Below are 21,901 nucleotides of genomic sequence, written 5' to 3'. Positions count from 1 at the left end.
TGCACAAAGCAGACTGCGGTTGTGCGGGTCGCGGCAGCAGATCCTGCCGTCGTGCACAGGTCATGGCTGCCTTCACGCCGGCCGCACCCGGCCGGTGGCGGCCACACCCAGTGCCAGGGCAAAAATAGCCATCAGCCCGAGCCCCAGCAATTGACCCGCAGGCGTCTCCGAGGACCTGGCCGGCGGGCTGAAGCGCGGCTGGGCGGCGAAGTCGCGGAAGCCGAAGCGCACTTCGTTGAACAGGTAGGGGTAGTAGTAGGCCCGCAGCCGCGCGTGGAATTCCGCGATGCGATCCTGATAGGCCAGCTGCGCCTGCAGGTCGGTATCGGCCTGGCGGTGCAGTGCGGCCTGCACGCCGACGCCCGGCAGCAGCCATCCCAGCCGCGAGGTCCAGCGCTGGCGCGCGAGCAAGCCTTCGCGGTACGCCGCCACCTGCGGCGCCACGCTCTGGTCGCCGAGCTGCTGGAAGGCGTAGTACCACTTCCAGTGAAAGCCCGAAGGCAGCGGTGCCGTGTGCCGCCATTCGGGGTGCGTGCGGAAGAACTTCTCCATCGTGGCCTGCGGCGGCAGGTCCCAGGCGGCATGCACGGCCTGGCGCTGCGCCAGCATCAGCTCCACGCCCTGGTGCACCGGCAGGGCGCGCGCAAGCGCCGCGTTGGCGATGGTGGGCAGGACGAGCGTCAGCACGGCCCAGCAGCCCATGAGGGCCATGGCATTGGCGGCGGAGCTTCCGCTTCGCGTCGCGACCAGCAGCGCCAGGCCGCTCCAGAACGCGAGGTAGGCAGCCGTGGCGCACAGGACGGCGGCCACGGTTGCCATCGCGCTACCGCTGCCCGGCGCACCGGCGAGCACCGGCAGCACGAGGCAGCCGAAGACCAGCGCTGTCCGCAGGCCCGCGCGTCGCAGCCACAGGCGCCGGCCGGCGCCCGGCATGGCCAGCAGCGTGCCCAGCCGGCCCGAACGGCGCTCGCTCGAGACCAGGTCGTGCAGCAGCGCGATCAGGAACAGCGGCGCCAGGTACACCAGCACGAAGGCGAAATCGAAGCGTCCGGCCAGCGCCAGCTCGGGATTGAAGCTCTCGCCTTCGTGCAGTTGGGCCTGCAGCGCCAGTGCGCGCACGCGCAGCACGTAGGGCGCGGCGTCACGCAGGCCGAGCGCGAGGAACGCGGCCGGGGACGGCGCATCCCAGGTGCCGTGGAAGGTGTAGTACGCGGCGGAGCCGGCGTCGCCGCCCTGCGCGTACTTGCGCGCCTGCGCAGCCAGGTCCTGCTGCTGCAGCGCAGCCAGGCGCGCGATGGTCTGCTGCTGGCGGGCCACCTCGCGCATGCCCGAAAGCACGGCCAGGGCTGACAGCGCCAGCAGCAGCGCCAGCGCAGCGACCGCCAGCCTCGATCGCACCAGCAGGCGCCATTCGTGGGCGAGCCAGCTCATCGCGCGATCCTTCCCAGACGGCGCGTGGCCAGTGCCAGGAGGCCTGCGAGGGCCGCCAGCCAGAGCAGCAGCACACCCGCGGCAGGCGCCGCGCGGCGCAGCGCCTCGGCAGGCGCCGCGGCCTCGTAGCGGAAGTCGGCAACGCCGTGCCAGTGGTCATGGCCGATGCGGCTGTCGCGGCTGGAGCGGTCGCCGGCGAAGCTGAGCTTCTCGGCCTGCAGCCGGTTGAGCGTCTGCACCAGGCGGTAGCGGTGGCGCTCGGCCTGCTCGACGAAGCGGCGGTAGTTCTGCAGGTCGGTGCCCGCCGCGGCCATCGAGAGGCGGCGCAGCGCGATCACCGGGCTCAGCAGCGCGGCGCCATCGACGAGGCGCAGCTGTGCGGCCTGGCGCTCGAAGCCGGCGCCGGCGTAGCGCTCGAAGAGCGCGCTGGTGAGCCGCTCGCCTTCCATGCCCAGCAGCCCCTTGTAGTTGACGGGAAGGTCCTCCACGCGAGCGACGCCGTACTGCGCGAGCACCTTCTTCCTGAAGCCGGCGAAGTAGGGGTCGTCGGGATCGTGGCTGTCGCCCAGCGCGGCCAGGTCGTGCGCCACCGCAATGTCGGTCTCCAGGCGCGTGGACAGCGCCAGCGCCGAGGCCGCGAGTTCGGGCGCCAGGCGCGGCACGAGCACGACGCCGATCGCCCAGATCGCGAGCAACGCCACGAGCGCGTCGCGCCCGCGCGCGAACCATGCCGACAGGCCGACGATGCCGACGGCCCAGATCAGCAGCCACAGGCCGTAGCCCGCCGCCAGCGCGGCGGCGAGACTGGCAGGCGCCGGTGTCGTGGCGCCGATCCAGAAGAGCGCCAGCAGCGCCGGCAGCAACGCCGCCGCCGCCACGCCGCCCAGGGCCAGTACCTTGCCCGCCACGATCTGCCACGGCCGGACGCCCTGGGCGAGCAGCACGCGCAAGGTGCCCGATTCGCGCTCCCGCGCCAGCGCCGCATGGCCGATGAAGACGAGCAGCAGCGGTGCCAGCACCTGCAGCACGAACGCCGGCGTGAGCTGGCCGAAGCGCAGCAGCAGCGACGACTGCCGCACATCGCCGAAATTGGCGCTGTTCTGCCGATGCCCCTCGAGGAAGAGCGTGTGGCCCGTGTAGGCGTCCACGCCCGAATCGAAGGCCGCCAGCGGGTTCAGCGGCCGGAACACGAAATGCCCGTAGTGCACCATGCGGTGCGGGTGCCGGTCGGGCTGGGCCTCGAACTCGTGATCCACCTGCGCCTGGTGGCGCGAACGTTCGGCATCTGTCGTGCGGCGCTGCTCCCAGGCCGTGAAGGCGGCGACGGCCGTCAGCAGCAGCAGCAGCGCCAGGCCCAGTACCGCGACGTGGTCGCGCCGCAGCAGGCGCCATTCCTCGCGCGCGATGCGCAGTGCGGCGCTCATAAGGCAACCTCCTGGCCCGCGTAGCGCCGGTGCAGTGCGCGCACGTCGAAGCGCTCCGCGCCCTCGGCGGCGACTTCCTCGATCAACCGCCCCGCTTCGATGAAGCCGATGCGATCGGCCACGTCGGCGGCGCCGAGCAGGTCGTGCGTCACCATGAGCACGGCCACGCCCTGCGCCCGCAGCAGTCCGAGGATGCGGCTGAACTCGGTGGTGGCCTGCGGGTCCAGGCCCGAGGTGGGTTCGTCGAGCAGCAGCGCCGGCACGCGGCGCGCCAGCGCCAGGGCGATCGACACCTTCTGGCGCATGCCCTTGGAAAACCCGGCGACGCGCCGCTCGTGCGCCGCGGCATCCAGGCCGGCGGCCGACAGCGCCTCGTCGATGGCCTGCGCACCGGCGGGCTGGCCCGCGAGGTGCAGCAGGTAGGCCACGTTCTCGCGCGCGCTCAGGTGTTCGTAGAGCGCCACGTTCTCCGGGATGTAGGCGAGCTGGCGTCGCGCGGCCGTCGGGTCGGCCACGGGATCGGCGCCGTTCACGCGCACGCGGCCGCTCGCGGGCTGCACGAAGCCCAGGAACAGGCTCAGCGTGGTGGTCTTGCCCGCGCCGTTGGCGCCCAGCAGCGCGTAGATCTCGCCGGCGCGGACCGTGAGGTCCAGCCCATGCAGGATGGTGCGCGCGCCGTAGCCGGCAACGACGCCGTGGGCTTCGAGGGCGGGGTGGGGGGCGGCCGCGGCATGCGGCGGCAATGGCAGGTCGGTCGGGGTCATGAGGGGCATCCGCTCGCGTTCAGAACCTGGCCTGCAGGCCGACGGTGACGCTGCGCCCGCTGCCCGGCGTCACCCACACGCGGCTGTAGGAGCTCGTGTAGTAGGTGGTGTCGAACAGGTTGTCGACGTCGAGCGTCAGGCGCAGCTTGGGGTTGACGCGCCAGTACGCGACCAGCTTGGCGGTGGTGTAGGCCGGCAGGTCGAACGCAGGCGTGCCGGCATCGGCCTCGGCCTGCGTACGGGCCTGGCCCAGGCGCTTGCCCATGTGCGTGATGCCGCCGCCGATGCCGTAGCGCTGGCCGCTGGCAAAGGCATCCTCGTAGACCGCGAGCACGCTGCCGTTGACCCTGGGCACGTTGAGCAGTCGCCCGCCGACCTCCAGGCTGTTGTCCTTCGCGATCTCCACGTCGTTGAGCACCAGGCTCGCGTTGACGCGCCAGTTCTTCGTGACCTGGCCCGCGAAGTCGAGTTCGAGGCCGCGGCTGCGGATCTCGCCCGCGGAGACCGAGTAGCCGGTGTTCACCGGGTCGGCGGTCAGCACGTTGCGCTTGCGGATGTCGAACAGCGCGGCGGTGGCGCCGATGCGCTGGTCCGCGCTCTCCCACTTGGTGCCGAGTTCCAGCGCGCGGCCGGTCTCCGGCGCAAAGCTGGCGGCCGCAAAGTCGGAACCCACGTTGGGACGGAAGGAGCGGCCCGCGTTCGCATAGAAGGTCCACTGCGACGTCGGCAGCCAGCTCAGGCCGATGCGCGGCGAGGTCGCCGACGGATCCTGGTCGGCCGTGATGCCTGTGCGGCGGTTCAGCAGCGACTGGCGGTAGGTGTCCACGCGCACACCGGCCACCAGCCGCCATTCGGGCGCGAGCCTGACGGCGTCCTGCACGTAGAACGCGGTGCCCCGCTGGCGCTCCAGCGTATCGATGTTTGCCAGCGGCGTGGGCTGGAGCTGGCCGTACACCGGGTTGTAGATGTTGATGGCATAGGGCCGCGCGGCGCTGGGGTTGGCCCGCAGCATCAGCGAATCCATCCTGAAGCGGAAGCTCTCCACGCCGAACAGCAGCTCGTGCTCGATGGCGCCCGTGCGGACCTTGCCCTGGAGCTCGGCCTGCACGGCGGTGTCGCTGGAGTCGAAGTCGCGGAAGCGCCGCTGGCGCGTCAGGTTGCCACTGGCCTGCAGTGCGGCCGCTTCGGTGGCAAAGCCGTTGATCGAGGTCTCTCGGTAGGACAGGCCCACGCGGCTGCGCCAGTCAGTGTTCCATTCGTGCGAGAGGACGAACTGGTGGGTCTGGTTGTCGACGGTGATGTCGCCATCGGCGGGCTCGCCAAGAAAGCGGCTGCGCGGAATCGCGCCCAGCCAGTTGTTCACCGCGACCACGCCGCGGTCCAGCGGCGTCCTGTGGCGCAGCACCTCGCCGGCGTACTCCAGCATCGTGTCGCGGCCCAGCTTCCAGGTGAAGGCGGGGGCGATCACCTCGCGCCTGGCGCTTACATGGTCGCGGAAGCTGTCGCGGTCTTCCACCGCGACGTTGAGCCGGTAGGCGAGGTTCTCGCCGATGGGGCCGGTGCTGTCGAAGGCACCGCGCTTCAGGCCGTGGCTGCCGGCGTACCCTTCGACCGAATGCGCGGCCTGCCAGAGCGGCCGCTTGGACACGATGTTGAGCGTGCCGCCGGGCTCGCTGCTGCCGTAGAGCGCGGCGGCCGTCCCCTTGAGGAATTCGATGCGCTCGACGCCCGCGAGGTCGCGCGGCGCGTTGAAGCCGCGGTTCGAGGAGAAGCCGTTCAGCAGCGTCGCCATGCCGGTGCTCTCGTTGCCGGGCAAACCGCGGATGGCGATGTTGTCCCAAAGGCCGCCGAAGTTGTTCTGGCGCGAGACGCCGCCGACGTAGTCGAGCACATCATCGAGCTTGGTCGCGCCCAGGTCGTCGATGGCCTGGCGCGTGACGATGCGTACCGACTGCGGCAGCTCGCGCAGCGGCAGTTCGGTCTTGGCGCCCGCGGCTTCTTCCGAATGGTAGGCGCCCGACTCGGTGCGGCCGACCACTTCGACCGTGGACAGCTGGGCGGCCTCAACGGGGCTGGCCCCGGAAGACTGGGCGATTGCAGGACCGGCGATCATCGCCGCGACCGCGAGCGCCAGAGGAAGACGAAGAGGAAGAGGCGCGCTGGCCCTCGGGCATTGGATGGAAATCATGAGGAGACTCGGCAAGGCAAAAAGGGGCGCAGCGGCGAACCCGGCAAGGGCCGGCACCGCATGGCGCATGACTTCAGGCCGCAGAACGAGGCTGCGGCGCGAGCGAAGTTGCCGCCGCAAGGGCGGCCTTCAGGCCAGGAGTCGAGGTGGGTCGCGCGAGGCGAAAGGCCAACGGCCGGGGCTGGGAACGAAGGGCGGCAGTGCTTGCGGCCCTGGAAGACCGGCGCGCACCGGCAGCGCCTGCGCGGCCGGCGGCGAGCTCAGTGCCGCACCCAGGTGTGCGTAGGCCAGGCACCAGGCGCACGCGCCATCAGCTTCCTGGCCATGCTCCGCGGCATCGGCATCCCCGTTCGCTTGCGCGGCCGGCAGTGCCGCCACCGCGGCTCCCGCTTCCTGCAGATGCACGGCTTCGTGCAAGGGCATGCCGATGACCGTGTTGAAGAACACGGCCAGCAGCAGGAGTCGGGTCAGTGCGCGGCGCAGGAACATGGCGGGAGTGGAGGGCCGGGATCATACCCTTGGGGCCGCCCTTCCCCATCGCGGCCAGGGCAGTTCAATAGCCCCGCGCGCGATCCACGAGCCCGGCCATCGGCTCGCCGGCCTCGAAGCGGCGCAGGTTGTCGAGCACGGCTTCGGCGGCGCTCAGCGGCTGCGTCATGCTCGCGATGTGCGGCGTGAGCTGGATGCGCGGATGGCACCAGAAGGCATGCGCGGGCGGCAGCGGCTCGGGGTCGGTCACGTCGAGCACCGCATCGCCGATGCGGCCGCTGGCGAGCGCTTCGAGGAAGTCATGTTCGACCAGGTGCGGCCCGCGGCCCACGTGCACCAGCCCTGCGCCCATGGGCAGCATCGAGAACAGCTTCGCATCGAGAAAGCCGCGCGTCGAATCGGTGAGCGGCAGCAGGCACACGAGGACGTCGGTGCGCGCCAAGAACGCGGGAAGCTCGTCGCTGCCCGCATGGCATTGCACGCCATCGACCTCATGCCGCGAGCGGCTCCAGCCCGCGCAGTCGAAACCCAATGAGACCAGCTGCGCGAGCACGGCCTGGCCGAGCGAGCCCAGCCCCAGAACACCCACGCGCCGCTCGCTTGCGGGGCGTACCGGCAGCGGCTGCCACCGGCCTTCCTGCTGCTGGCGGCGGTACTGCGGCATGTCGCGGTGCAGGCCGAGCACGGCATGCGTCACATACTCGACCATGCCCTGCACGATGCCGGGCTCGACCATGCGCACCACCGGCAACCCGGGCGGCAGCGCCGCGAAGTCGAACTGGTCGACACCTGCGCCCGATGAGAACAGGACCTCGAGATTGGGAAAGCGCTCGGCAAGATTCTCCGGCGGCACCCAGGCCGCGAGAAAGCGCACCTGCGCCGGATCACCGACGTCGGGCCAGATTCGGAAGTCGATGTCGGGGCGTCGGGGCCCGAACACTTCGGCCCATTGGCGGCCGCGTACGGGGTCGGACTTGTAGAGGAAGGTGGTCTTCATGGCCAGGGCCTAGCCGACGGCCTGGGTAACGATGGCAAACAGCGACGGCCCCTGCGCCGCAACGGCAAGCGGCTCACCGCGCACCATCGTCGTCGGCGCATCCACGCGCAGCAGGCCGATGCTCTCGATCCACTCGGCCAGGCCGCTGTCGAAGTCGATGTCGATGCGCGTGAAGTGGCCGGCGTTCAAGCCCGCAAGGTGCGCGATCAACGCCTTCGCGCCCTCGGCGTCGGGCGCGACCACCGGGCCGATCGAATGGCCGCGGCCGAAGCGCCGCAGCATGGCAAAACCCTTCGGCTCGTTGTCGTGGTCGAGCACCACGCAGGCATCGGCGCTTTGCAGCAGCTCGGCGACCAGCGCATCGCGCGGCATGCCTCGCGCTGCCGCGTCGAGTGCCTGCAGCGCGGGCAACTCGTTCAGGCCGGCCGGCCGCAGCCGCCAGCCGGGCTCCAGTGCAACCAACGGCGCGGGCTGCGCAATGCCCTGGTGCTGCCGCATCTCGCCGGTGCGCACAAAACCGAGCCGTTCATAGAGCCCCCTTCCTTCCGCGGTGGCATGCAAGAGCACCGTGCGGTCCTCGAGCCCATCGAGCAGTGCGCTCATCAGGCGATGTCCGATGCGGCGGCCCTGGCAGGCGGGCGTGACGATCACCAGTCCGATGGTGGCGTGGTGCTGGCCCCAGCGCCAGCGCAGGCCGGTGGCAATGATCTGGCCGTCGCGCTCGACCGCAATGCCGTCGGCATGCGAGAACATCTGCTCCCAGTCTGCGGGACGGTGCGGCCAGCGCAGTTCGGCCGAGAGCGCATGCGCTTGTGGAAGATCGGCGGCCGTCATCGGCCTGAGCACCACGCCATCCATGGCGGGTGCGTTCGAAGTGGGTTCAGGCATAGGGAAAACTCTCTGTTGCGGCGAAATGGCGCATCCATCTTGGACGACATTGCCGCGCCGCACCAGAGCGAAACGGGCCTCTTTCGCAACTTGCAAGCTTCGGTTGCAGCACACCCCGGTTTCGCAATTCGCTGCGGCGGCGCGGCCGCATACGCACACAAATGCTGTGCCAACCTGCCTAGGATCGACCGCCACTTTTCACGACCCCCGCCATGCAAGCCTTCAATCTGCGAAACACCCGTCGGCAAGGATCCGGAACGCCAGATGGCCGGAGCCAGGCTTCGCTTCAAAAGCGTGCCCGCGGGCTTCGCAGCGGCGCACCGAGGTGCATGGCCGCACGCACGCAGGGCACACCGCACGGCATGCCGTCGGCGCCCCCGCAAACCGCAGCTTCGTTTCGCCAGGCGCCGTTTTTCCCTACATGCGTCGAGCGACGGCGTGCTGCAATCGCTTCGTAATGAGTTTGTCGCAATTGCCACCCTTCACAGAGGATTCGAGACCATGACCTTCCGTCCCAAGTACGTGACCTTCGACTGCTACGGCACCCTCACCCGGTTCCGCATGAAGGAGCTGACCACCGACCTCTTCGCCGACCGCATCCGGCCCGAGCAGATGGCGCAGTTCGTCGCCGATTTCACCGCCTACCGTTTCGACGAAGTGCTGGGCGCCTGGCAGCCCTACGAGGTGGTGCTGAAGAACGCGGTGCGCCGCCTGTGCAAGAAATGGAAGATCCAGTACTTCGACAGCGACGGCCAGGCGTACTACGACGCCGTGCCCACCTGGGGCCCGCATGACGACGTGGCCGCGGGCCTGGCCAAGGTGGCCAAGGAAATCCCGCTGGTCATCCTCTCGAACGCCTCGGACGACCAGATCCAGAAGAACGTGGCCATGCTCGGCGCGCCCTTCCACCGCGTCTACACCGCGCAGCAGGCGCAGGCCTACAAGCCGCGGCTGCAAGCCTTCGAATACATGCTCGACTCGCTCGGCTGCAATCCCGAGGACGTGCTGCACGTGTCGTCCAGCCTGCGCTACGACCTGATGTCGGCCGACGACATCGGCATCGTCAACAAGGTGTTCGTGAACCGCGGCCACGGCCCGGGCAACCCGGCCTACCGCTACACCGAGATCCAGGACATCGGCGGCCTGCCGGGCGTCGTCGGCCTCTGATCTTTCTTCTTTCACGCATTCAACCGCTCCCTGCCATGAAGCTCGACTCCTACTGGACCGATTCCGCGCCGGCCTTCGCTCCCGCAGTGCATGCACTGCCGGCGCAGGTCGACGTTGCGGTGGTGGGCGGCGGCTTCACCGGCCTGTCGGCGGCGCTGGCGCTGGCGAAGCGCGGTGCCCGCGTCGCGGTGCTGGAGGCCGGCGCCCGCGTGGCGGCCGAGGCCTCGGGCCGCAACGGCGGGCACGTGAACAACGGGCTCGCGGTGGACTACGCCGACGTGGCCGCCAGGGTCGGCATCGACAAGGCCCGCGCCTGGTACCGCGCCTACGACGACGCGGTCGACACCGTGGCGCGGCTGGTGCGCGACGAAGCCATCGACTGCGACTTCATGCGCCACGGCAAGCTCAAGCTCGCCACGCGTGCGCACCAGATGGCCGCACTCGAACGCAGCGCCGAGCGCCTGCTCGCCGACGGCGTGGACACCGATGTCGAGATCCTCGACGCAGCACAAGTGCGCAGCGAGGTGCAGAGCGAGCGCTTCCACGGCGGCCTGCTCTACAGGCGCAGCGGCCAGATGCACATGGGCCGCTTCGCCCAGGGCCTGGCCGCGGCCGCGCAGCGGCATGGCGCACAGATCCACACCGGCACCATGGTGAGCCGCATCGAGCGCCTGGGCCAGGGCCATGCGCACCGGCTGCACACCGCGGGCGGCATCCTCACGGCGCAGCAGGTGCTGCTGGCCACCGGTGCCACGCGGCATGGCGGCTACGGCAGCTTCGGCTGGCTGCGCCGGCGCATCGTGCCGATCGGCAGCTTCATCGTCGTCACGGAGCCGCTCGGCGCCGAGCGCGCGCAGGCGCTGCTCGCGGCCCGGCGCACCTACACGACGGTGGCCAACATCCACCACTACTTCCGGCTCACGCCCGACCACCGGCTGGTGTTCGGCGGCCGCGCGCGCTTCTCGGTCTCCAGCCCGCAGGCCGATGCCGCGAGCGGCGAGATCCTGCGTACCGGGCTCGCTGAAACCTTTCCGCAGCTCGGCGCCGTGCGGCTCGATTATTGCTGGGGCGGATTGGTCGACATGACGCAGGACCGCCTGCCCCATGCCGGCGAGCGCGACGGCCTCTACTACGCGATGGGCTACAGCGGCCACGGCACGCAGATGTCGATTCACATGGGCGAGCGCATGGCCGCCGTGATGGACGGCGACGCCGGCGCCAACCCCTGGCAGGGCCGCGACTGGCCCGCCATTCCCGGCCACTTCGGTCCGCCCTGGTTCCTGCCGGCGGTGGGCCTTTACTACTCGCTCAAGGACAAGCTGGCCTGAGCGCCCGCGAGTGCGCCGTATTCGTTCCGTGTTTGTTTGTTCTTCAACCCTCATCAGCCACCCGCCCCACAGGAGTACCCACCATGAGCGACAGCAGCAACAAGAGGTTCGAAAACCTCGTCGGTCCCGGCGAAAGCCTTCGCGTGATGGATTCGCTGAAACGCGGTGCATCGCGGCGCGACATCCTGGCAATGCTGATGGCCGGCGGCATGCAGGCCACGCTCGCCGGCAGCCTGGCGGGCATGGCGGTGTCCGCGCATGCGCAGACGCCGCGGCGCGGCGGCCGCATCCGGGTGGCGGGCGCGACCGCGGCGGCGACCGACACGCTCGATCCGGCCAAGCAGTCGAACCAGACCGACTACTCGCGCTGCAACATGGTCTACAACGGCCTGACCACGCTGGACCGCAGCCTCACGCCGCAGCCCGCACTGGCCGAATCCTTCAACACCAAGGACGCCAAGACCTGGGTCTTCACCTTGCGCAAGGGCGTGGTCTTCCACGACGGCAAGGCGCTCGCGCCCGCCGACGTGGTGTTCTCGGTGATGCGCCACAAGGACCCGGCCACCGCCTCCAAGGCCAAGATCCTTGCCGACCAGATCGAAAGCGCCAAGGCGACCGGCCCGAACGAAGTGACCTTCGTGCTCGGCGCACCGAACGCCGACCTGCCGGTGATCCTGGGCACCTTCCACTTCCACATCGTCAAGGAAGGCACCACCGACTTCAACGCCGGCATCGGCACCGGCCCCTACAAGCTCAAGGAGTTCAAGCCCGGCGTGCGCTCGCTGATGGTGCGCAATGACGCCTACTGGAAGCCCGGCAAGCCCTACCTGGACGAGATCGAGTTCGTGGGCATCGGCGACGAGAGCGCGCGCGTCAACGCGCTGCTCTCGGGCGGCATGGACCTGGTCGGCTCGGTCAATCCGCGGTCGGTGGAGCGCGTGAAGGGAACGCCCGGCTTCGGCATCTTCGTGACCCAGTCGGGCCAGTACTCCGACCTCGTGATGCGCAAGGACGTGGGCCCCGGCGCCAACCCGGACTTCGTGCTCGCCATGAAGCACCTGTTCGACCGCGAGCAGATGAAGAAGACCATTGCGCTGGACTACGCGGTGGTCGCCAACGACCAGCCCATCGACCCGACCAACCGCTTCTACTTCGCCGGCCTGCCGCAGCGCCCGTTCGACCTGGACAAGGCGAAGTTCCACCTGCAGAAGTCCGGCATCACGGGCAAGGTGCCGATGGTGGCATCGCCCGCGGCGCTCTATTCGGTGGAGATGTCCCTGCTGCTGCAGCAGACGGCGCAGCGCGCAGGGCTGGAGCTGGACATCAAGCGCATGCCGGCCGACGGCTACTGGTCGAACCACTGGCTCAACAGCCATGTGGGCTTCGGCAACGTCAACCCGCGCCCGAGCGCCGACGTGCTGCTGACGCAGTTCTTCCAGTCGGGTGCGGCATGGAACGAGTCGCGCTGGAAGAGCGAGAAGTTCGACCAGCTGCTCGTGGCCTCGCGCGCCGAGACCGACCTGGCCAAGCGCAAGCAGATGTATGCCGACATGCAGACCATGATCCACCAGGACGCCGGCATCGGCATTCCGCTGTTCCTCTCGAGCATCGACGGCCACAGCGCCAAGCTCAAGGGCCTGTCGCCCATCCCGCTGGGCGGCCTCATGGGCTACAACTTCGCCGAGAACGTCTGGCTCGAAGGCTGATCCGCGCATCGGAAGATCCTTCATGAACCATGTCATCCTGAAACTCCTGGCCCAGCGCATCGCGCTGGCGCTCGTATCGCTGCTGGCGGTCTCGGTGGTCGTGTTCTCGATCACCGCGGTGCTGCCGGGCGATGCCGCGCAGGAACAGCTCGGCCAGGACGCCACGCCCGAGGCGGTGGCCGCGCTGCGCGCGCAGATGGGCCTGGATGTGCCTGCGCCCGAGCGTTATGCCAAGTGGCTGCTCGGCATGGCGAAGGGCGACCTCGGCCGCTCGGCGACCACGCAGATGCCGGTGTCCGAGCTGGTCGCGAGCCGCCTGCCCAACTCGCTGCTGCTGGCCGCCGTCACGGCCCTCTTCTCGGTCCCGATCGCACTGGCGCTGGGCATCGCCTCGGCGGTGTGGCGCGGCTCGTGGTTCGACCGCGCAGCCTCGACGACGGCCGTGGGCGTGGTGTCGGTGCCGGAGTTCCTGGTCGCCACGCTGGCGGTGCTGGTGTTCGCGGTGCAGCTGCGATGGCTGCCGGCGCTGTCCTTCGTCAACGACATCGAGTCGCTGGGCCAGCTGCTGCGCGCCTTCGCCTTGCCGGTGCTGGTGCTGTGCTGCGTGATCGTCGCGCAGATGATGCGCATGACACGCGCCGCGGTGATCGACCAGCTGGAGGCGCCCTACATCGAGATGGTTCGGCTCAAGGGCGCCTCGCCGATGCGCATGGTGCTGGCACATGCGCTGCCCAACGCGGTGGGGCCGATTGCCAACGCGGTGGCGCTGAGCCTGTCGTACCTGCTGGGCGGCGTGATCATCGTCGAGACCATCTTCAACTATCCGGGCATCGCCAAGCTGATGGTCGACGGCGTCTCGCAGCGCGACATGCCGCTGGTGCAGACCTGCGCCATGATCTTCTGCTGCGCCTACCTGATCCTGGTGACGACGGCCGACGTCTGCGGCATTCTCGCCAACCCGCGGCTGCGGCACCGCTGAAGGAAGCTTCATGGAAACGTCCACCTCTCCAACGGCCGTGAGCGCCACGGCCTTGCCGGCACCAGTGCCGCAAGAGCGCCGGGCCGGTCCGCTGCGCTGGCTCGCCGGCTTCGGCCCCTCCGGCCTGCTTGGCCTGGCGGTGCTGCTGTTCTGGCTGCTCGCGACGCTGCTCGGCCCCTGGCTGCTCTCGCACAGCGCAGCGGCCATGGGCACCTCGAACGTCTTCGCGCCGGTCAGCGCAAAGCACTGGCTGGGCACCGACTACCTCGGCCGCGACATGCTGGCGCTGATCATCGAGGGCGCGCGCTACACGGTCGGCGTGGCATTGCTGGCCACGCTGCTGGCCAGCGGCACCGGCACCGTGCTGGCGCTCTTGGCCGCCGCCAGCGGCCGCTGGATCGACGCGGTGCTCAGCCGCGGCCTGGACACGCTCACGGCAATCCCGAGCAAGATGTTCGCGCTCATCATGGTGGCGGGCTTCGGCTCCTCGGTGCCGATGCTGGTGGTCACGGCGGCCATCATCTACGTGCCGGGCGCCTACCGCATGGCGCGCTCGCTGGCCGTCAACATCAACGCGCTCGACTACGTGACCGTGGCGCGCACGCGCGGCGAGGGCACGCTCTACATCATGCTGCGCGAGATCCTGCCCAACATCCTGGGCCCGATGCTGGCCGACCTGGGCCTGCGCTTCGTCTACGTCGTGCTGCTGCTGGCGAGCCTGAGCTTCCTGGGCCTGGGCATCCAGCCGCCGGCGGCCGACTGGGGCTCGCTGGTGCGCGAGAACATCGGTGCGCTCGCCATGGGCGGCGCCTCGGTGATCGTGCCGGCGCTGGCCATCGCGAGCCTGACCATCGCGGTCAATCTCGTCATCGACAACCTGCCCGGCCGCGCCGCGCGCGAAAGAGGAGCACGCTGATGGGCGCACCACTCACAGTCCAGGGCCTGAGCATCTGTGCCGGCGCGAACACGCTGGTCGACAACCTGAGCTTCTCGGTGCAGCCCGGCGAAGTGCTTGCGCTGATCGGCGAATCGGGTTCCGGCAAGACCACCACCGCGCTCGCGCTGATGGGCTATGCACGCAGCGGCTGCCGCATCTCGGCCGGCCGGGTGCAGATCGGCGACACCGACGTGCTGGCGCTCGATGCGGCGCGGCAACGCGGGCTGCGCGGCCGCACGGTCTCCTACATCGCGCAGAGCGCGGCCGCCTCCTTCAACCCTTCGCGCACGATCATGGACCAGGTGGTCGAGCCCACGGCCATCCACGGCCTGTGCAAGCGGGCCGAGGCCGAGGCCAAGGCGGTGCAGCTGTTCCGCGAGCTGGCGCTGCCCGATCCGGAGAACATCGGCGCGCGCTATCCGCACCAGGTCTCCGGCGGCCAGCTGCAGCGGCTGATGGCGGCGATGGCGCTGATCGGCGACCCCGAGCTCGTGATTCTCGACGAGCCCACCACCGCGCTCGACGTGACCACGCAGATCGAGGTGCTGCGCGCCTTCCGCCGCGTGGTGCGCGAGCGCCGCGCCACCGCCGTGTACGTGAGCCACGACCTGGCCGTGGTGGCCCAGATGGCCGACCACATCCTGGTGCTGCGCAACGGCAGGATGAGCGAGCTCAACGCCACCGGGCAGATCCTCTCGGCCCCGGCCGACGACTACACCAAGTGCCTGCTGGCGGCCGCGCGGCCCGCGGTGCGCGCATCGGGCCAGGCCTCGGGCGATTCCGCGCTGCTGCTCGACGTGCAGGAGCTTTCATGCGGCTACGGCGCGGTGGACGCCAAGGGCCGGCCGGCCAAGCTCATTCTGGAGGACATCAACCTCAAGCTCTACCGCGGCCAGGCCATCGGCGTGATCGGCGAATCGGGCTCGGGCAAGACCACGCTGGCGCGGGCCGTCGCCGGCCTGCTCAAGCCCTGCCACGGCAGCGTCACGTTCGACGGGCACGCGCTCGCGCCCACGCTGCAGCAGCGCGAGCGCGAGCAGCTGCGGCGCATCCAGATCGTGTTCCAGATGGCCGACACGGCGCTCAACCCTTCGCAGACCATCTGGCGCATCCTGGCGCGGCCGCTGCAGTTCTACAAGGGCCTGCACGGCGAGCCGCTCAAGCAGCGCATCTTCGAGCTGCTCGACCTGGTGAAGCTGCCGCGCACGGTGGCCGACCGCCTGCCGGGCGGGCTCTCGGGCGGGCAGAAGCAGCGCGTGAACCTGGCGCGCGCACTGGCGGCCGAGCCCGCCCTCATCCTGTGCGACGAAGTGACCTCGGCGCTGGACACCGTGGTGGCCGCGGCGGTGCTCGACCTTATGGCCGAGCTGCGGCGCGAGCTGGGCGTGTCCTATCTCTTCATCAGCCACGACCTGCACACGGTGCGCTCGGTGTGCGACGAGATCGTGGTGATGCAGCACGGCCGCAAGCTCTCGCAGGTGGCGCGCGCCGACTACGAACGCGGGCCGCACCATCCCTACTACGACCTGCTGGCGCGTTCCGTGCCCGAGCTGCGCCAGGGCTGGCTCGACGACATGGACCGCGCAGCAGCAGCCGCGGCAGCCACGCCATCAACCAGGGAAGCACTCGCATGACCCCCACATTCCGCATCGCACTGATCGCCGGCGACGGCATCGGCAAGGAAGTGATGCCCGAGGGCCTGCGCGTGGTGCTGGCCGCCGCCGAGCGCTTCGGCTTCGAGCTCGACTGCCGCACCATCGACTGGGCCAGCTGCGACTACCACGCCGAGCACGGCCAGATGATGCCGGACGACTGGAAGGAGCAGCTGCGCGGCGTGGACGCGCTCTATTTCGGCGCCGTCGGCTGGCCCGAGACCGTACCCGACCACGTCTCGCTCTGGGGATCGCTGCTGAAGTTCCGCCGCGAGTTCGACCAGTACATCAACCTGCGCCCGGTGCGCCTGTTCGAAGGCGTGCCCTGCCCGCTGGCCGGCCGCAAGCCCGGCGACATCGACTACCTGGTGGTGCGCGAGAACACCGAGGGCGAATACACCTCGCTCGGCGGCGTGATGTACGAGGGCACCGAGCGCGAGATCGTGATCCAGGAATCGGTGTTCTCGCGCCATGGCACCGACCGCGTGCTCAAGTACGCCTGCGAGCTCGCCCGGTCGCGCAAGCGCAGGCACCTCACGGTGGCCACCAAGAGCAACGGCATCGCGATCAGCATGCCCTGGTGGGACGGCCGCGCCGACGCCATCGGCCGCGACTATCCTGGCGTGACCATCGACAAGCAGCACATCGACATCCTGTCGGCGCGCTTCGTGCTGCAGCCCACGCGCTTCGACGTGGTGGTGGCGAGCAACCTGTTCGGCGACATCCTCTCCGACCTCGGCCCGGCCACCACCGGCACCATTGGCCTCGCGCCCTCGGCCAACCTCAACCCCGAGCGCAAGTTTCCGTCGCTGTTCGAGCCGGTGCACGGCTCGGCGCCCGACATCTACGGCCAGAACATCGCCAACCCGATCGCCATGATCTGGTCGGGTGCGCTGATGCTGGATTTCCTCACGCAGGGCCAGGGCGCAGGCCGCGCCGCGCACGACACCATCCTCGGCGCGATCGAGGCGGTGCTGCGCGACGGGCCGCGCACGCGCGACCTGGGCGGCACGGCCTCGACCACCGAACTGGGCATGGCCATTGCCGAACGCGTCGCCGCCGCCTGACCTCTCCATTCATCCAAGACCTTTTCGACCATGACACTGACCCTCGAACGCCAGGACCTGCTGCCCGGCCAACAGCTCATCGGCGCCGACTGGCGCGAAGCCGGCGACGGCCGCCGCCTCGACGTGACCGACCCCGCCACCGACGGCGTCTTCGCGAGCGTGCCCGACGGCACCGCCGCCGACGCGCGCGCCGCAGTGAACGCCGCACATGCCGCCTTCCCCGCCTGGCGCGCCGTGCCGGCCAAGCAGCGCGCGCAGATCCTCAAGCGCTGGAACGACCTGATGCTCGCGCACCAGGAAGACCTGGGCCGCCTCATCTCGCGCGAACAGGGCAAGCCGCTGGCCGAGGGCCGCGGCGAGGTCGCCTATGCGGCAAGCTATGTCGAATGGTTCGGCGAAGAAGCCACGCGCGCCAACGGCGACGTGATTCCCGCACCCGTCACGGGCCGGCGCATGCTCGCGCTGAAGGAGCCCGTGGGCGTGGTCGCCGCGATCACGCCGTGGAACTTTCCGGCCGCGATGATCGCGCGCAAGATCGCGCCCGCGCTGGCCGCGGGCTGCACCGTGGTGTGCAAGCCGGCCGAGGACACGCCGCTGACCTCGCTCGCGCTCGTCCGGCTCGCGCAGGAGGCCGGCGTTCCCGCAGGCGTGCTCAACATCGTCACGGCGTCGCGCGAACGCACGCCCGAGGTGGTCGACGTGTGGCTGGCCGATGCGCGGGTGCGCAAGATCAGCTTCACCGGCTCCACGCCGGTCGGCAAGCACCTGGCGCGCGCCTCGGCCGAAACCCTCAAGAAGCTGTCGCTCGAGCTCGGCGGCAATGCGCCGTTCATCGTGTTCGAGGATGCCGACGTCGATGCCGCGGTCGAGGGTTTGATGGCGGCCAAGTTCCGCAACGGCGGGCAGACCTGCGTGTGCCCGAACCGCGTGTTCGTGCAGGCCAGGGTGCACGACGCCTTCGTCGACAAGCTGGCCGCGCGGGTCGGTGCGCTCAAGGTCGGCCCGGCGACGGAGCCCGACTCGCAGATCGGCCCGATGATCAACGCACGCGCGGTCGACAAGATCGAGCGCCACGTGCGCGACGCCGTGGCCCGGGGCGCGCGCATCGTGGTGGGCGGCGAACGGCTGCGCTCCGCGCGCTGCGACGGCCCCAACTACTACGCGCCGACCGTGCTCGTGAACGCCGATGCGGGCATGGACTGCAGCTGCGAAGAGACTTTCGGGCCCGTGGTGCCGGTCACGCGCTTCGAGACCGAGGCCGAGGTGATCGCCGCCGCCAACGACACGCCCTTCGGCCTGGCCGCCTACTTCTACTCGACCGACGTGCGCCGCATCTGGCGCGTGGCCGAGGCGCTCGAATCCGGCATCGTGGGCATCAACGAAGGCGCGCTGGCCGCCGAGGCCGCGCCCTTCGGCGGCGTGAAGGAGTCGGGCTACGGGCGCGAAGGCTCGGTACACGGGCTCGACGACTACATGCACACCAAGTACCTGTGCCAGGGCGGGCTTTGAGGCGGCGATCGCGCCTTTTCGGCATTCGGGCTTGACCCGGCCCCAGGGGCATCCTCTAAAAGGGGAAGATCCATCGAAAGGAACACCTCATGCGATCTCCCGCCCCGCACCTGAATCCATCCGAAGCCGCGAGGCGGCTCGGCGTTTCGGCCAAGGCCTTGCGGCTGTACGAGCAGCGCGGCCTGGTCGAGCCCGGCCGGACCGCGGCGGGATGGCGGGCCTACGGCCCGGCGGAGATGGCGCGCGCAGGCGAGATCGTCGCGCTTCGCGCGCTCGGCTTCAGCCTGGCCCAGGTGGCACGGGTGCTCGCGGGCAACCCTGAAGGCCTGGAGCAGGCGTTGGCCGCGCACCAGACGGCCCTGGAGGCGCAGCTTCGCCAGCTCATGCACACGGTCGACAGGGTCCGCGGCTTGCGAAGCGGCGTTGCGCAAGGCCGCACGCCGAGCATCGGCGAGCTCGCGGGCCTGCTGGCACCCGCCGGCGAAGTGCGCCTTGCCTTCGACCTGCCGTGGCCCTGGGGCGGGGAGCGCTTCGAGCTTCGCGACATCCGGCCGCTCAACTACATCGTCGGGCCGCTCGGCAGCGGCAAGACCCGGCTGGCGCAGCGCATTGCCGAGACGCTGCCCAATGCCGCCTGGCTCGGGCTGGACCGGCGGGCGGAGGGCAGCGCCGCTGCGTCCGGGCCCCGGGTCGACCGCGCGCTGGCCTGGCTCGTGGAGGACGGCGCGACGCCATCGGACGCGCTGATTGCACTTCTGGCCGGGCTGGAAGCGGAAGGGCCGGATGCCCTGGTCGTGGACCTGATCGAGCACGGCCTGGACCCGGCCACCCAGGAGGCGCTGATCGCCCGGCTGCGCCGCCGGGGGCCGGACGCGCGCCCGATCTTCATGCTCACGCGCTCCTGCGCGATCCTCGACCTGTCAGCCGTCGGGCCGGACGAGGCGATCATCCTGTGTCCCGCGAACCACAGCCCGCCGAGCCTCGTCGTGCCCTGCCCTGGCGCGCCGGGCTACGAGGCTGTTGCCACGTGCCTGGCGTCGCCGCAGGTGCGGGCGCGAACGGCGGGGGTTGTCGCGTGGCGGCAGGCGGCCTGAGCACGCACCGAAGCAGGCCCTGTCACCGCAGCGCCGACAACTGCGCGCGCATGGCAGCAAAGGCATCCGCGGGATTCGGCGCGCGCGCTATCGGGCGGCCGACCACCACATGCGTCGCGCCCGCGTCGATGGCCTGCGCCGCCGTGGTGAAGCGCGCATGGTCGCTCTTCTCCGAGTCTCCGGCCAGCTGTATGCCGGGCGTGACGATCACCATGCCCGGTGGCAGCATCTCGCGAAGCAGCCGCGCTTCCCGCGGCGAGGCGACGACGCCGTTGCATCCCGCGGCAGCGGCAAGCCGCGCAAGGCGCAGCACCTGCTCGGCCACCGTCGAGCCCACGCCCACTTCGCGCAGGTCTTCGTCGTCCATGCTGGTGATGACGGTGAGCGCGAGCACCTTCAGCTCGGGAAAGCGGCGCGCGGCCTCGACCGCGGACCGAAGCACCGCCGAACCGCCCGAGGCATGGACCGTCACCATCGAGGCACCGACTTGCCCCGCTGCGGTCACCGCGGCCGCGACCGAACTCGGGATCTCCAGCAGCTTGAGGTCCAGGAAGACACGCTTGCCTCCCGCCACGAGCTCGCGGACGACCGAAGGTCCGGCCGCGGTCAGCAACTGCAGGCCGACCTTGTAGAACGTCGCTTCGGCGCCCAATTGCCGCACGAGGCCTGCTGCCGCTGCAGCGGTGGCGAAGTCGAGCGACACGATGATGCGACTGTCCAAGCGGTTACCTCGTCTGCAAGGCAGCCTCCCTTCACTGGGGACGTTGCCGAGTTGGCACAACTGCGCAGCCTATCACCTGGGGCACCCGACTTTCACAGCTCGCGCGCCAGCACCCGCCCCGGCCGCGCGCCCGTCGACCCGCCGTCGCGCCACACGATCGCGCCATTGACGATCACCGCCTCGATGCCACGGGCCGGGGCCATGGGCGCTTCATAGGTGGCGGCCTCGTCCACGGTGTCGGCGTCGAACAGGGCCAGGTCGGCGTATGCGCCTTCCTTCAGCACGCCGCGGTCCTTCAGGCCGAAGTTCTTTGCCGTCAGTTCGGTCATCTTGTAGATGGCGGTTTCCAGCGGGAACAGCCCGAGCAGGCGCCCGTAGTGCCCCAGCACGCGCGGAAAGCTGCCCCACAGCCGCGGATGCGGGGCCGCATCGTGCGGCAGGCCGTCGGAGCCGATCATGGTGTTGTCGAACTTCAGGATGCGCTGCACGTCGGCCTCGTCCAGCCTGAAGTAGATGCCGCCGGCCGGGCTGAGCTGGCGGATGGCTTCGTCCTGGCTGACGCCCAGTTTTTTCGCGATCGCGTCCAGGTCCTGGCCTGCATGCTCGGGCATGGGTTTCGACCAGCTCACGATCACGCGCGACGAGGTCGCGGCGCGGTCGGACGAGAGGATGGTCGAGCCGGCCGTGTAGGGATAGCAGTCCAGGCAGATGGGCTGGGTGGCCATGTTCTTCTCGATGAAGGACAGCGCCTCCTGCGAGCGGCCGTGGTTCGCCGGCCCCACCACCTTCATGTGCGAAATCACCACCTGCACGCCGACTTCCCGGCCGACACGGAAGGTTTCCTCCAGCGAATCGATCACCTGGTCCGCCTCGTTGCGCATGTGGGTGCAATACACGCCGTTGAACGCCCTCAGCGGGCGGCAGGTCTCAATCACTTCCTCGGTGGGCGCCGCGACCGCCGGTTCGTAGTAGAGACCGGTGGAAACGCCGATGGCGCCGGCCTCGAGTGCTTCCTGCACCAGCGCGCGCATGCGGGCGATCTGCTCGCCGGTGGCCGGCAGGCCCAGATCGTCCAGCGTTGCGACGCGCAGGGTGGTGTGGCCGACGAGCAGCGCGCAATTGGTGGCCGCGGGCTTGGCGCGCAGCTCCTCGATGTACGAGGCGAACGTGGGAAAGGAGAACCAGCCGCCTTCCTCGTCGAGCAGGTTCAACGGCGGCGTGACCGGCTGCGTGATGCCGCCCGGCATCGGGGCCAGCGAGATGCCGCAGTTGCCCGCGATCACGGTGGTGATGCCCTGGCTCACCTTGGGCGCCATGTCGGGGGCGGACAGCATGAGGCGGTCGTCATGGGTGTGCGCGTCGATGAAGCCTGGCGCCGCAATGCGCCCTGCCCGATCGATCTCCACCTCGCCGTGTGCTGCGGACAGATCGCCGATGCGGGCGATGCGGTCGCCGCGAATGCCGATGTCGCCGGTGAAGCGGGGCGCGCCGGTGCCATCGACAATGCTGGCGTTGCGGATCAGAAGGTCGAATTTTTCCTGCATCGGATACCTTGGGTGA

At 69.9% G+C, this 21,901-nt stretch carries 18 protein-coding genes; 9 read left to right on the top strand and 9 right to left on the bottom strand.

Annotation, left to right across the window (positions count from 1 at the left end; all coding sequences use genetic code 11):
* Positions 1–72 precede the first annotated feature (72 nt).
* The 7 genes from EJO66_RS29310 to EJO66_RS29280 all read right to left on the bottom strand — a co-directional run bounded on the left by EJO66_RS29310 (position 73) and on the right by EJO66_RS29280 (position 8,181).
* Positions 73–1,431 carry an ABC transporter permease gene (locus EJO66_RS29310; protein WP_125966855.1) on the bottom strand — a complete coding sequence of 453 codons (1,359 nt, stop codon included), beginning with the start codon at positions 1,429–1,431 and terminating at the stop codon, positions 73–75.
* Positions 1,428–2,855: an ABC transporter permease gene (locus EJO66_RS29305; RefSeq protein ID WP_125966854.1), complete on the bottom strand. Its 1,428-nt coding sequence runs from the start codon at positions 2,853–2,855 to the stop codon at positions 1,428–1,430. Before EJO66_RS29305 ends, EJO66_RS29310 begins: the two co-directional genes overlap by 4 nt.
* Positions 2,852–3,619 carry an ABC transporter ATP-binding protein gene (locus tag EJO66_RS29300; RefSeq protein ID WP_125966853.1) on the bottom strand — a complete coding sequence of 256 codons (768 nt, stop codon included), beginning with the start codon at positions 3,617–3,619 and terminating at the stop codon, positions 2,852–2,854. Before EJO66_RS29300 ends, EJO66_RS29305 begins: the two co-directional genes overlap by 4 nt.
* Before the next feature lie 19 nt (positions 3,620–3,638).
* Positions 3,639–5,807 (bottom strand): TonB-dependent siderophore receptor, encoded by a 2,169-nt coding sequence (locus EJO66_RS29295; RefSeq protein WP_125966852.1) that lies wholly within the window; start codon positions 5,805–5,807, stop codon positions 3,639–3,641.
* A gap of 129 nt (positions 5,808–5,936) precedes the next feature.
* Entirely contained in the window at positions 5,937–6,296 is a 360-nt protein-coding gene (locus tag EJO66_RS29290; protein WP_223262405.1) for a DUF2946 family protein, read from the bottom strand.
* A gap of 64 nt (positions 6,297–6,360) precedes the next feature.
* Entirely contained in the window at positions 6,361–7,293 is a 933-nt protein-coding gene (locus EJO66_RS29285) for a 2-hydroxyacid dehydrogenase (RefSeq protein ID WP_125966851.1), read from the bottom strand.
* 9 nt (positions 7,294–7,302) lie between these two features.
* Positions 7,303–8,181: a GNAT family N-acetyltransferase gene (locus EJO66_RS29280; protein ID WP_124960842.1), complete on the bottom strand. Its 879-nt coding sequence runs from the start codon at positions 8,179–8,181 to the stop codon at positions 7,303–7,305.
* A 501-nt stretch (positions 8,182–8,682) separates the two neighbouring features.
* On the opposite strand from EJO66_RS29280, the gene EJO66_RS29275 reads away from it, so the two are divergent.
* From EJO66_RS29275 to EJO66_RS29235, 9 genes are all read left to right on the top strand, one after another.
* Positions 8,683–9,348 (top strand): haloacid dehalogenase type II, encoded by a 666-nt coding sequence (locus EJO66_RS29275; protein WP_124960841.1) that lies wholly within the window; start codon positions 8,683–8,685, stop codon positions 9,346–9,348.
* Positions 9,349–9,383: 35 nt separating this feature from the next.
* The gene (locus EJO66_RS29270; protein WP_125966850.1) at positions 9,384–10,676 is read left to right on the top strand and encodes an NAD(P)/FAD-dependent oxidoreductase; all 1,293 of its coding nucleotides are present in this window, start codon (positions 9,384–9,386) and stop codon (positions 10,674–10,676) included.
* 83 nt (positions 10,677–10,759) lie between these two features.
* Positions 10,760–12,382, top strand: a complete 1,623-nt coding sequence (locus EJO66_RS29265) for an ABC transporter substrate-binding protein (protein ID WP_124960839.1) — start codon at positions 10,760–10,762, stop codon at positions 12,380–12,382.
* Positions 12,383–12,404: 22 nt separating this feature from the next.
* Positions 12,405–13,361 (top strand): ABC transporter permease, encoded by a 957-nt coding sequence (locus tag EJO66_RS29260; protein WP_124960838.1) that lies wholly within the window; start codon positions 12,405–12,407, stop codon positions 13,359–13,361.
* 10 nt (positions 13,362–13,371) lie between these two features.
* Entirely contained in the window at positions 13,372–14,277 is a 906-nt protein-coding gene (locus EJO66_RS29255; protein ID WP_124960837.1) for an ABC transporter permease, read from the top strand.
* A complete protein-coding gene (locus EJO66_RS29250) occupies positions 14,277–15,932 on the top strand; it encodes an ABC transporter ATP-binding protein (protein ID WP_125966849.1) in 1,656 nt (551 codons plus the stop codon). The genes EJO66_RS29255 and EJO66_RS29250 overlap by 1 nt, the downstream gene beginning before the upstream one ends.
* The gene (locus EJO66_RS29245) at positions 15,929–17,017 is read left to right on the top strand and encodes a tartrate dehydrogenase (protein ID WP_124960835.1); all 1,089 of its coding nucleotides are present in this window, start codon (positions 15,929–15,931) and stop codon (positions 17,015–17,017) included. The genes EJO66_RS29250 and EJO66_RS29245 overlap by 4 nt, the downstream gene beginning before the upstream one ends.
* A gap of 30 nt (positions 17,018–17,047) precedes the next feature.
* Entirely contained in the window at positions 17,048–18,526 is a 1,479-nt protein-coding gene (locus tag EJO66_RS29240) for an NAD-dependent succinate-semialdehyde dehydrogenase (protein WP_125966848.1), read from the top strand.
* A gap of 89 nt (positions 18,527–18,615) precedes the next feature.
* Positions 18,616–19,620, top strand: a complete 1,005-nt coding sequence (locus EJO66_RS29235) for a MerR family transcriptional regulator (RefSeq protein WP_124960833.1) — start codon at positions 18,616–18,618, stop codon at positions 19,618–19,620.
* A gap of 22 nt (positions 19,621–19,642) precedes the next feature.
* Here the strand turns inward: EJO66_RS29235 and pyrF are convergent, their stop codons facing one another.
* Together pyrF and EJO66_RS29225 are read right to left on the bottom strand one after the other, a co-directional pair.
* A complete protein-coding gene (gene pyrF, locus EJO66_RS29230) occupies positions 19,643–20,341 on the bottom strand; it encodes an orotidine-5'-phosphate decarboxylase (protein ID WP_124960832.1) in 699 nt (232 codons plus the stop codon).
* Positions 20,342–20,433: 92 nt separating this feature from the next.
* Positions 20,434–21,885 carry an N-acyl-D-amino-acid deacylase family protein gene (locus EJO66_RS29225; protein WP_125966847.1) on the bottom strand — a complete coding sequence of 484 codons (1,452 nt, stop codon included), beginning with the start codon at positions 21,883–21,885 and terminating at the stop codon, positions 20,434–20,436.
* Positions 21,886–21,901 lie beyond the last annotated feature (16 nt).

This window comes from Variovorax beijingensis, assembly GCF_003951285.1.
GTDB classification, from domain to species: Bacteria; Pseudomonadota; Gammaproteobacteria; order Burkholderiales; family Burkholderiaceae_C; genus Variovorax; species Variovorax beijingensis.
This window is presented reverse-complemented; position numbering and strand designations above follow the sequence as displayed.